Origin of the sequence: Pseudomonas sp. R25(2017) (assembly GCF_002112565.1) — a bacterium.
In the GTDB taxonomy this organism is placed as follows: domain Bacteria; phylum Pseudomonadota; class Gammaproteobacteria; order Pseudomonadales; family Pseudomonadaceae; genus Aquipseudomonas; species Aquipseudomonas ekonensis.
On sequence record NZ_NEHZ01000001.1, the window covers coordinates 115810 to 126993 of the forward strand.

Here is an 11184-nt window from a genome sequence, read left to right on the forward strand (position 1 = left end):
AAATGCCCTGCACACCCCAAAACCTGTGGGAGCCAGCCTGCTGGCGATGAGGCCGGCACTGCCGACATCTACGATGCCGGCAGTGCGCGAATGAACGGTGACGCGCGGGTCAGGCCTGGCTCTGCTTGGCCTTCAGGTTGCGCGCATACCACGGCCGCTGCGGCACGCGCCGGAACAGTTCGGTGAGCTTCTTCTCGTCTTCGCCGAAAGTGATGCGCAGCGCCAGTTTCATGGTCTCCGGATCCATCTCCACCGACTTGCCCACCTGCAGCCCCGGCGTGGTGCTGCAGCCATGGGTGGTCGGCCCCAGCCACGGATCGGCCACTTCGACCCAACGCCCTTGCGCAAACCACTGCACACCGTTGACCTCAAGCCGCTCGACCTGGCCCGGGTGGAAGCGCTCATGGGCCCGGAACCAGTCCTCGACCCGGTCGTCGATCCAGCCGTGGAAATGCCAGAACACCGGGTTCACATGGGAAGAGAACGGATCGCCGAGGAAATCGTTCTCCGGCGCGAACCAGCGGGCGGCGAAGTCGTCCAGGTCCCGGGCCAGCGGCACCGGCTGGCCGTTGGACGGATCCCGCGGCACCGAGGCCCAGCGCATGTGCAGCCAGTCGTGCAGGCCCAGTTCCATCTCCGACCCCAACTGCCCCAGGGTCAGCTTCGACAGGTACTGCGGATCGCGGTACTGCGATTCCCACACCTCGAAATTGCTCTGGTACGTCTCGGCCGTCTTGATGTCGCTGACCCACTGGCTGTACTCGTCGTCGCCTTCGGCCAGCCAGGTCGGCGGCAGCGCGGTGCCGTCGTGGTTGTCGAAGTAGCGGGCGAAGCCCTGGCGGTCACGCACCAGCTCCGGCTGCGGCAACGGGAAAAATGCCCATGACGGCAGGTCCTGCATGGAGCGGGCCGTGCCGAGCATGTGCCGGTGCATGAAGAAGAAATCGATCCCCGAGCCGTTGCGGTCCTTGCGCGGACCACGGGCGTCACGCTCCTGGTCACGCGGGCCGGGCTGCCAGCCGAGGCCGCGCAGGGCATTGCGCTTGTCCTCGGACAAGGTGTGCCACTTGTCCCGGGTCGCATGCCAGACCTGATGGAACAGGCGATGCTCAGGCGACACCAGCCAGGCCAGCAGCGTCGGGTTCAGCGGCGTGCGCTGGCGCGCCTCCGGGAACAGGCACTTGACCGCGATGAAGCGGTGATCCTGGGCCGGCAGCGCCAGCGAACGGTCCAGCCGCTGCACCGTGCCGCTGAGGCTGCCGCTGCCGGCATTGCCGAAATCGGCCCAGACCTCGTCGAGCACCATGTTCAGTTCATAGTCGACCCGCCCGCCCGCGCCGATCAGGCGCCAGCTGAGCGTCGAGGCGTCAGCCCCGGCCAGGTCGCCGAGAATTCGGTAACGGGGTGTTTCATCCGAGCGCAGACGCTCCGGGGTGTCGAGAAAGCCGCACACACCCCGGCCTTTCTGACCGATGTCCAGAAACACTTCGAGCCCCTTGGGCGGCAACCCTTCGAGGCCGGCGTCGGCCCCCGTGAAACGGATCTTCCAGACCCCGCGCAGCGCATTGGCCAGACGCTGCCCGGCCACGTCGGCCACGTCGAACGACGCCTCGCCAGGGGTGACCGTCGGATCCGGCTTCGTCCATTCGCGATGCCCGAAATAGGCCGCCGGTACGGCAGCGCCGGTCAGCGCCAGGCCTGCCATGAACCATCGTCGAGAAATTCTCATTGCCCTACCTGTGTCAGCCTTGAAGCAGGCCTTATCCCAGCAAGAACGTTTGCTGCGCGGACAAATTTACGGTGCGCGCGCGAATGGGCCGCCGCACCTCCCCCCCTGTGGGAGCGAGCCTGCTCGCGATGGCGATGCATCAGCCACCTCGATGTCACCGACAGACCCTCATCGCGAGCAGGCTCGCTCCCATAAGGCCCACCGCGCCGGGCACTTCGCCGGCCAGCCTAAATTCCGTCGCCGACCGCTCGTTCTTCCCAGATAGCGAAGGCCTCTGCGCCTGCATCCCGACAGCGAACCTGACTGAGACGGCAATGACAAAACCACGTTCGAAAAAGGCTCTTTTCATCGGCCTGCCGCTGGCCCTGGCGGTCGCCGCCGGCGCCGGCTTCGCGGTCTGGGACACCTTCTTCAAGGACAATCCCGGCTACCCGCACAAAGTGATGCAACAGGCCGAGGCGTTGCACGAGCACATGCTGTCGTTCGACAGCCACATCACCATCACCCAGAGCTTCGGCACCACCGGCAACGAGATCGACAAGGACGGCAGCGAGCAGTTCGACCTGGTCAAGGCCAACCGCGGGCGGCTGTCGGGCGCGGCGCTGACCATCTTCGGCTGGCCGGAGATCTGGAACGGCGCCAACGCCCCGCACCGCCCCACCGCCGGCTTCGTCGACGAGGCGCGCAACCAGCAGGAAATCCGCTACAAGATCATTTCCGGCATGGTGCGCGACTTCCCCAACCAGGTCGGCATCGCCTACACCGCCAACGATTTCCGCCGCCTGCACGGCGAAGGCAAGTTCGCGATCTTCATCAGCATGCTCAACGCCTACCCGCTGGGCCACGACCTGAACCAGCTGGACCTGTGGACCGCCCGCGGCATGCGCATGTTCGGCTTCAGCTACATCGGCAACAACGACTGGGCCGACTCCTCGCGGCCGCTGCCGTTCTTCAACGACTCGCCCGACGCCCTCGACGGCCTCTCGGACCTGGGCAAGCAGGCGGTCAAGCGCCTGAACGACCTGGGCGTGATCATCGACGTCTCGCAAATGTCCACCAAGGCCCTGGAACAGGTCGCCCAACTGAGCCGTACGCCGCTGGTGGCGTCGCACTCGGCGCCGCGGGCCATGGTCGACATTCCGCGCAACCTCAGCGACAAGGAACTGCAACTGATCAAGAACAGCGGCGGCGTGGTGCAGATCGTCGGCTTCTCGCAGTACCTGCGCCCGCTGACCCAGCAGACCCAGGACAAGCTCAACGAACTGCGCAAGCGCTTCGACCTGCCGCCGCTGCCGAACCTGGCCGTGGCCCTGATGCCGGGCGACCCGATCATCGCCGCGTGGCCCGAACAACGCTTCGGCGAGTACGCCGGCCAGCTCTACGCGATCCTCGAAGAGGAACCCAAGGCCAGCCTCAAGGATCTGGGCGACGCCATCGACTACACCGTGCGCAAGATCGGCATCGACCACGTCGGCATCAGTTCCGACTTCAACGAGGGCGGCGGCGTCAAAGGCTGGGAGAACGTCGGCGAGATCCGCAACGTGACCGCCGAACTGCTGTCGCGCGGCTACTCCGAGGCGGACATCGCCAAACTGTGGGGCGGCAACTTCCTGCGGGTGTGGGACCAGGTCGAGAAATCCGCCAGGCCTGCGCTGGCCCAGAACCGGGAAGCCGCCAAGCCATGAGCAACCGTCGCGAATTCCTGAAACAGGCCGGGCTGCTGGCCGCCGCACTGCCGCTGGGCGCCGGCCTGCCGGAACTGGCCGCCGCTGCCCAGTCGCCGGCATTGGCATCGGCATTGGGCGACAAGTGGACGCAGTTGCGGCAGCTGTTCGACCAGGATCCGGATTACCTGCACTTCTCCAACTTTCTGGTGACCACCCACCCGCGCCCCGTGCGCGATGCCATCGCCCTGCACCGGGCGGCGATCGACAAGAACCCCGGCCTGTCGATGGACTGGGACCTGGGCGTCACCGAGCAGCGCGAGGAAGAAGTCCGTGCCTGGGCCGGCAAGTACGTGCAGGCCGACGCCCGGCAGATCGCCCTGACCGGCAGCACCACCCAGGGGCTGGCGATGATCTACGGCGGCGTGCGGGTGCGCGCCGACCAGGAGATCCTCACCACCGAACACGAGCATTACGCCACCCACACCATCCTTGAGCTGCGCACCGAGCGCGAAGGCACCCGGGTGCGCAAGATCCGCCTGTTCGACGACCCGCAGAAAATCGACAAGGCACAGCTGCTGGCCACCATCGACCGCAGCATCCGCCCCGAAACCCGCGTGCTGGGCATGTGCTGGGTGCACTCGGGCAGCGGCGTGAAACTGCCGCTGGCCGACATCGGCGCCCTCGTCGACAAGCACAACCGTGGCCGCAGCGAGGCCGACCGCATCGTTTACGTGGTGGACGGCGTGCACGGCTTCGGCGTGGAAGACCTGAGCTTCCCGGCGATGAACTGCGACTTCTTCATCGCCGGCACCCACAAGTGGATGTTCGGCCCGCGCGGCACCGGGATCGTGGTCAGCCGCACGCCGGAGGTGAAGTACGTCACCCCGATCATTCCGACGTTTTCCGAAGCCGAGCATTTCTCCACCACCATGACCCCCGGCGGCTTCCACGCCTTCGAGCACCGCTGGGCCTTGAGCGAGGCGTTCAAGCTACACCTGCGGCTGGGCAAGGCCGATGTGCAGGCGCGCATCCACGCCCTCAACAGCTACCTCAAGCAACGCCTGCTGCAGCGGCCGCAGATCGAACTGGTCACGCCGCTGAGCCCGGCGTTCTCCGCCGGCTTCACCTTCTTCCGGGTCAAGGGCAAGGACAGCGACAAGGTCGCCGCGCACCTGATGGCCAACCGGGTGGTGGCCGACGCCGTGCACCGTGACGTGGGCCCGGTGATCCGCACCGCGCCGGGGCTGCTCAACGACGAGGCGCAGATCGACCGCCTGCTGGCCGTGCTCGACCGGGCCCTGTGACCCCGCCCTTCCCGCTTCCTTTTGGCGATTTCCTTTTTTGAGAGGCATGAAATGAACCGCGAACCGCGACGTTTTTCCCTGAAGGCCCTGCCGGCCCTGGCGCTGACCGCCCTGGCCGCCGCCCTCCTGCCGGGCGCCGCCCAAGCCGCCACCCCGCCGGCGCCGGGCAAGGTGTTCAAGGACTGCAAGGACTGCCCGGAAATGGTCGTGCTGCCCACCGGCACTTTCACCATGGGCACCCCGGACGATGAGGTCGGCCGCGAACCCGACGAAGGCCCTATGCACGAGGTGACGTTCGCCAAGCCGCTGGCCATCAGCCGCTTCCAGGTGCTCAAGGGCGAATGGTTCGCCTACCTCCAAGAGACCGGCTACCGCATGCCCGACGGCGACGACCGCCCGGGCCGCGCATGCAAGGCCGGGATTCCGGACTACGCAGGCAGCGACCCGCGCAAGCAGTACACCGACCGCCACCCGGCGGTGTGCATGGACTTCGCCGAGGCCAACGCCTACGTGGCGTGGCTGTCGAAGAAGACCGGCAAGCAGTACCGCCTGGTCAGCGAGTCCCTGCGCGAATACGCCGCCCGCGGCGGCACCGCAGGACCGTTCCCGTTCCCGTTCGACGAAGGCAAGGAATACAGCATCGCCAAGCACGCCAACACCTACGGCGCGGCGGACGGCTACAACTTCACCGCCCCGGCCGGCAGCTTCCCGGCCAACGCCTTCGGCGTGTACGACATGCACGGCAACGTCTACGAGTGGACCGCCGACTGCTACAACGAGAACTACGTCGGCGCACCGAACGACGGCAGCGCCTGGCAGACCGGCAAGTGCGAATTCAAGCGCATCCGCGGCAACGACTGGGGCGAAGCGCCGGTGTTCTCCCGCTCCGGCAACCGCAACGCGCTGGTGCCGACCGAGCGCGGCGACTGGATCGGCTTCCGCGTCGCCCGGGACCTGTGAGCCCGCAGCACCGCTAAATTAACCCTCCCTCCAGTCGTTCTACAGGTGGGCGCGATCCGTTGCGGCGCGCCCCCGCCCTCTTCTACGTCACCCAGGCGAAGCCGCCACCGCTGTCGGCCTTCGCCGCTTTTTCAAGCAGGGAACCTCCATGAGCAAACCAACACGCGGGGTGATCAATGAATTGTTCGCCCTGCTCAAACCCTTTCGGCTGATCGTCGCCGGCTCGATCCTGCTCGGCATGGTCGGCGGCCTGAGCGTCACCGCCCTGTTGGCGACGATCAACGGCGCCCTGCACGACGAAGGCGGCCTGACCAGCACCGTGGTCGCCGCCTTCGCCGGCCTGTGCCTGCTGGCGCTGGCCAGCTCGATCTTCTCCGACATCGGCACCAACTTCGTCGGCCAGCACATCATCGCCAAGCTGCGCAAAGAGCTGGGCGAAAAGGTGCTGTCGGCGCCCATCGAGCAGATCGAACGCTACCGCAGCCACCGCCTGATCCCGGTGCTGACCCACGACGTCGACACCATCAGCGACTTCGCCTTCGCCTTCGCGCCGCTGGCCATTTCCCTGACCGTCACCCTCGGCTGCATGGGCTACCTGGCGATGCTGTCGTGGCCGATGTTCCTGTTGATGGCGGCGGCGATCCTGATCGGCACCGTCATCCAGTACATCGCCCGCGGGCGCGGCATGCAGGGCTTCATGAAGGCCCGCGACCACGAGGACGAGCTGCAGAAGCACTACAACGCCGTCGCCGAAGGCGCCAAGGAACTGCGCATCCACCGCCCGCGCCGGCACCGCATGTTCATTTCCGGCATCGAGGCCACCGCCGACCGCATCTGCGACACCCAGGTGCGCTCGGTGAACATCTTCGTGGTCGCCAAGACCCTGGGCTCGATGCTGTTCTTCGTGGTGATCGGCCTGGCGCTGGCCCTGCAATCGCTGTGGCCGAGCGCCGACAAGGCCGTGATGAGCGGCTTCGTGCTGGTGCTGCTGTACATGAAAGGCCCGCTGGAGCACATCATCGGCACCTTGCCGATCGTCAGCCGCGCGCAGATCGCGTTCCGCCGCATCGCCGAACTGTCCGAGCAGTTCTCCTCGCCGGAGCCGCACCTGCTGCTCAGCGACCAAGGCAACCGCAAGACGCCGGTGCACAGCCTGGAGCTGTCCGACGTGTCGTACAGCTTCCCCACCGTGGAAGGCGCCGCGCCGTTCCGCCTGGGCCCCGTGAACCTGAAGATCGAACAGGGCGACATCATCTTCATCGTCGGCGAGAACGGCTGCGGCAAGACCACGCTGATCAAGCTGCTGCTGGGCCTGTACGCGCCGCAGCAAGGCGAGATCCGCCTCAACGGCCAACCGGTCACCGCCCTCACCCGCGACGACTACCGCCAACTGTTCACCACCATCTTCGCCGACTACTACCTGTTCGACGATGTGGTGCAGGGCGACACGCACATTCCCGACGACGCCAACAAATACCTGCAGCGCCTGGAGATCGCCCACAAGGTCAGCGTGCGCGACGGCTCGTTCACCACCACCGACCTGTCCACCGGCCAGCGCAAGCGCCTGGCGCTGATCAACGCCTGGCTCGAAGAGCGTCCGGTGCTGGTGTTCGACGAGTGGGCCGCCGACCAGGACCCGACCTTCCGCCGGATCTTCTACACGGAACTGCTGCCGGACCTGAAGCGCCTGGGCAAGACCATCATCGTCATCTCCCACGACGACCGTTACTTCGACATCGCCGACCAACTGGTGCGCATGAACGCCGGCAAAGTGGTCACCGAGCCGCAACCCGCCTGACTGTGAAACATTCGTAAAAAAGTGCGTTGAGCCTTTCCGGTTTTCCGGAGGCTCAACGTCTTACTTACAGTTAATAGAAATAGTTCTCAGTCAACACTTTGAAGAGTAGAAGAACAATGCCCGCACCGCACGGACTCCACCCGCTCGCCAAGGCTCTGCTGATCCGCCGCTCCTTCCGCCCGACGCTTCCGGCACTTTGCGCGCTGGCCATGACCCTGCCGATGGCCGGCATGGCCCAGGCCGCCGCCGTGGCGATCGACATTCCTGCCCAGTCGCTGGGGAGCGCCTTGCAGGAATTCGGCCGCCAGACCAACCTGCAAGTGCTCTACAGCCCGGACGAAGTCAGCGGCCTGCGCAGCACCGCCGTCAGCGGCAACCTGGAACCGACCGCCGCCATGGCGCAACTGCTGCAAGGCACGGACATCGCCTACAGCGTCCAGGGCAACAGCGTCGCGTTGCGCGTGCGCAGCAGCGGCGCCAGCCTGGACCTGGCGCCGACCAGCATCACCGCCGCACAGGAATCGGCCTGGGGCCCGGTCGACGGGATCGTCGCCAAGCGCAGCGCCACCGGCACCAAGACCGACACTCCGCTCAACGAGATCCCGCAGACCATCAACGTCGTCACCCAGGACGAAATCAAGATGCGCGGCTCGCAGTCGGTCACCGAGGCCCTGCGCTACACCGCGGGCATGACCGGCGGCGGCTTCTCCGACCGGGTGAAGATCTTCGACGAACCGACCTCCCGCGGCTTCTCGCCGACCCCGCTGTACCTCGACGGCCTGCACCTGCCCTACGGCGGCGGCAGCACCGGCGGCTCGCTGCAGATCGACCCGTACACCCTGGAGCGCATCGAAGTGCTCAAGGGCCCGGCGTCGGTGCTGTACGGCCAGAACCAGCCCGGCGGCATCGTCAACATGGTCGGCAAGCGCCCGACCGCCACGCCGCTGCACGAAGTGATCATCGGCGGCGGCAGCTATGACCGCAAATACGGCGCCTTCGACCTCGGCGGCCCGATCGACGACCAGGGCGAGTTCCTCTACCGCCTCACCGGCGTGATCAACGACAGCAACTCGCAGATCGACCACGCCGACCAGAACCGCATGCTGCTCGCGCCGAGCCTGACCTGGCTGCCGAACGACAGCACCAGCCTCACCGTCTACGGCCAGTACCAGAAAGACCGCGACACCCCCGAGGCGCAAGGCCTGCCGGCCGACGGCACCGTGCACCGCAGCGCGAACGGCCGCATCAGCCGCAGCCTGTTCCTCGGCGAGCCGGGCCTGAACAAGTACGACCGCGAGCAGTTCGTGGTCGGCTACGAGCTGGCCCACGAGCTCAACGACGTCTGGACCCTCAAGCAGAACGCCCGCTACGCCGACCTCAACGACCGGTACGTCGCGCCGCTGCACGGCTACTCGTTCCTGCCCAACCCCAACACCGGCATCAATGACGGCAGCTACCAGACCCGCTACGGCGTGGACTGGGCCCAGCACAACACGGTCTACGGCATCGATAACATCGCCCAGGCCAAGTTCAAGACCGGCGACGTGGACCACACCCTGCTGCTGGGCGTGGACTACTACCACTTCAACTCCAAGTTCCTCGGCCGCTACGACCGCACCGGCCCCGCCATCGACCTGTACAACCCGGTCTACGGCAGCCAGTTCAACTTCCGCCAGCCGTACAAGTGGGACAACACCGTCAAGCAGACCGGCCTGTACACCCAGGACCAGATGCGCTGGAACCAGTGGTTCCTGACCCTGGGCGGCCGCTACGACTGGGCCGAGACCATCAACAAGGAGCCGCTGGGCGGCAACCGTTCCAACATCAAGGACGAGAAGTTCACCGGCCGCGCCGGCTTCGGCTACGAATTCGAGAACGGCATGACGCCGTACGTGAGCTACGCCGAGTCGTTCCTGCCGCAGACCGGCGCCGACCTCAACGGCCGCGGGTTCGAACCGACCGAGGGCAAGCAGTACGAAGTCGGCATCAAGTACGAGCCGAAGTCCATCGACGGCTTCATCCAGCTGTCGGCGTACCAGATCGACCAGAACAACATGCTCACCAACGACCTGCTCAACCCTGGCTTCAGCATCCAGAGCGGTTCGGTGCGTTCGCGCGGCGTTGAGCTGGAAGGCAAGGTCAACGTGACCCAGAACGTGCGCGTGCTGGCGTCCGTGTCGCGCAACCAGATCAAATGGCGCAGCGTGAACGACGGCCGCGAAGGCCGCACCCTGGCCATGAGCCCGCCGCTGACCGCGTCGGCCTGGATCAACTACGACTTCGACCTCTCCACCTCGCTGGCCGGTCTGGGCATGGGCCTGGGCACCCGCTACGTGCGCAGCAGCTACGGCTCGGACTACGAAGAGGACTCCTTCCAGATCCCGTCGTACACCGTGTATGACGCCATGGTCTCCTACGACCTGGAAAAATCGCCGCTGCACATCAAAGGCGTGAAAGTGAAGATGAACCTGGAAAACCTCACCGACGAGAAATACGTCGCCAGCTGCAACAGCACGCTGGACTGCTACTACGGCGAAGGCCGCACCATGACCGCCGACGTGACCTACAACTGGTAACACGTCCCGCGTCATGCAAAACGCCGGCATCTGCCGGCGTTTTGCTGTCTGCGATTCCACCGGCCACAAAAGCCCCGCCCACAAAAAAGGCCGCTGTCAGCGGCCTTCTCCGTCCCTCAACATGCAGCCTACAGGCCGAATACCGCCCTCAACCGCTCGGCGATGTGCTGCTGCGCCTCTTCGGCCTCATCGACGATCGCGCCCATGCGCATGAAGTCGTGGGTCATGCCCTCGTAGACCTTCAGCTCCACCGCCACCCCCGCCGCCTGCAGATGACGGGCATACGCCACGCCCTCGTCGTGCAGCGGATCGCATTCGGCCAACACCAGCAGCACCGGCGCCACCTGCGCCGACGGCTCGCCCAAAAGCGGCGAGAAGCGCGGGTCGAGGCGGTCTTCGGCGCTGCGCTGGTAATGGCTGTAGAACCACTCCAGGGACGCCTTCTCCAGCAGATAGCCCTCGGCGTAACGCTCGATGGTCGGCGTGCTGCGGCTGGCGTCGGTGACCGGATAGATCAGCACCTGCAACAGGGGCCGCACCGGCGCCTGGGTCAGTTGCGCGGCCAGCACCGTCGCCAGGCTGCCGCCGACGCTGTCGCCGGCGATCGCCAGGCGGGCGGTGTCGATGCCCAGGTCCTGGGCGCTGCCCACCAGCCAGTCCCAGGCGTCCCGCGCATCGTCGGCGGCGGTCGGGAAACGGAACGCCGGCGCCAGCCGGTAAGCCACCGACAGCACCACGCAACCGGCCATCGACGCCAATGCCCGGCACAGCGAGTCATGGGAATCGAGACTGCCGACCACGTAGCCGCCACCATGGAAGTACAGCAGCGCCGGGCACTTGGCCCCAGGCTGTAGCGGTCGGTCGCTGTAGAGCCGCGCGTCCAGCAGCGCGCCGTCACGCACCGGCAAGCGCAGCTCGTCGACGACGGCGAGGTCTTCGCCGCCGGCGTCCATCAGCAGCGACGATTGATCGAACTGCTCACGGGCCTGCTCCGGGGTCAGCTCATGCATGCCCACGCGCTTGCCGCTGGCCCGGCCGTTGCCGACCAGTTGCAGGAACGCGGCGATATCAGGATTCAACGACATTCAATTCTCCAAACCGAACGGGCGCCATGGGCGCCCGTTCGGTGTTTCCGGTTTCAGGACAGGTT

The 11184-nt window shown here is 66.2% G+C and carries 7 protein-coding genes; 5 read left to right on the plus strand and 2 right to left on the minus strand.

The features are described 5' to 3' along the window. Nucleotides 1-109: 109 nt before the first annotated feature. On the minus strand, nt 110-1729 hold the full coding sequence (locus CAG31_RS00550; protein WP_085577532.1) for a PvdJ/PvdD/PvdP-like protein: 1620 nt from the start codon (nt 1727-1729) through the stop codon (nt 110-112). A gap of 314 nt (nt 1730-2043) precedes the next feature. Between CAG31_RS00550 and pvdM the strand changes: the two genes are divergently transcribed. The 5 genes from pvdM to CAG31_RS00575 all read left to right on the plus strand — a co-directional run bounded on the left by pvdM (nt 2044) and on the right by CAG31_RS00575 (nt 10034). Beyond that, nucleotides 2044-3414, plus strand: coding sequence for a pyoverdine-tailoring dipeptidase-like protein PvdM (gene pvdM, locus CAG31_RS00555; protein ID WP_085577533.1), 1371 nt, complete (start codon nt 2044-2046; stop codon nt 3412-3414). Then, a complete protein-coding gene (locus CAG31_RS00560) occupies nt 3411-4700 on the plus strand; it encodes an aminotransferase class V-fold PLP-dependent enzyme (protein WP_085577534.1) in 1290 nt (429 codons plus the stop codon). The genes pvdM and CAG31_RS00560 overlap by 4 nt, the downstream gene beginning before the upstream one ends. Before the next feature lie 51 nt (nt 4701-4751). Then, nucleotides 4752-5660 carry a formylglycine-generating enzyme family protein gene (locus CAG31_RS00565; RefSeq protein WP_085577535.1) on the plus strand — a complete coding sequence of 303 codons (909 nt, stop codon included), beginning with the start codon at nt 4752-4754 and terminating at the stop codon, nt 5658-5660. Nucleotides 5661-5808: 148 nt separating this feature from the next. Then, nucleotides 5809-7458, plus strand: coding sequence for a cyclic peptide export ABC transporter (locus CAG31_RS00570; protein ID WP_085577536.1), 1650 nt, complete (start codon nt 5809-5811; stop codon nt 7456-7458). Nucleotides 7459-7574: 116 nt separating this feature from the next. Continuing rightward, complete coding sequence (locus CAG31_RS00575) at nt 7575-10034, plus strand: TonB-dependent siderophore receptor (protein WP_085577537.1); 2460 nt, start codon at nt 7575-7577, stop codon at nt 10032-10034. Between the two features lie 128 nt (nt 10035-10162). On the opposite strand, the gene CAG31_RS00580 is transcribed toward CAG31_RS00575, so the two are convergent. After that, the gene (locus tag CAG31_RS00580; protein ID WP_085577538.1) at nt 10163-11119 is read right to left on the minus strand and encodes an alpha/beta hydrolase; all 957 of its coding nucleotides are present in this window, start codon (nt 11117-11119) and stop codon (nt 10163-10165) included. Between the last annotated feature and the right edge of the window lie 65 nt (nt 11120-11184).

Coding starts and splice junctions, on each gene's coding strand:
- pvdM (WP_085577533.1), top strand. CDS start 2,044: ATGACAAAACCACGTTCGAAAAAGGCTCTTTTCATCGGCCTGCCGCTG.
- CAG31_RS00570 (WP_085577536.1), top strand. CDS start 5,809: ATGAGCAAACCAACACGCGGGGTGATCAATGAATTGTTCGCCCTGCTC.
- CAG31_RS00575 (WP_085577537.1), top strand. CDS start 7,575: ATGCCCGCACCGCACGGACTCCACCCGCTCGCCAAGGCTCTGCTGATC.
- CAG31_RS00580 (WP_085577538.1), bottom strand. CDS start 11,119: ATGTCGTTGAATCCTGATATCGCCGCGTTCCTGCAACTGGTCGGCAAC.
- CAG31_RS00550 (WP_085577532.1), bottom strand. CDS start 1,729: ATGAGAATTTCTCGACGATGGTTCATGGCAGGCCTGGCGCTGACCGGC.
- CAG31_RS00565 (WP_085577535.1), top strand. CDS start 4,752: ATGAACCGCGAACCGCGACGTTTTTCCCTGAAGGCCCTGCCGGCCCTG.
- CAG31_RS00560 (WP_085577534.1), top strand. CDS start 3,411: ATGAGCAACCGTCGCGAATTCCTGAAACAGGCCGGGCTGCTGGCCGCC.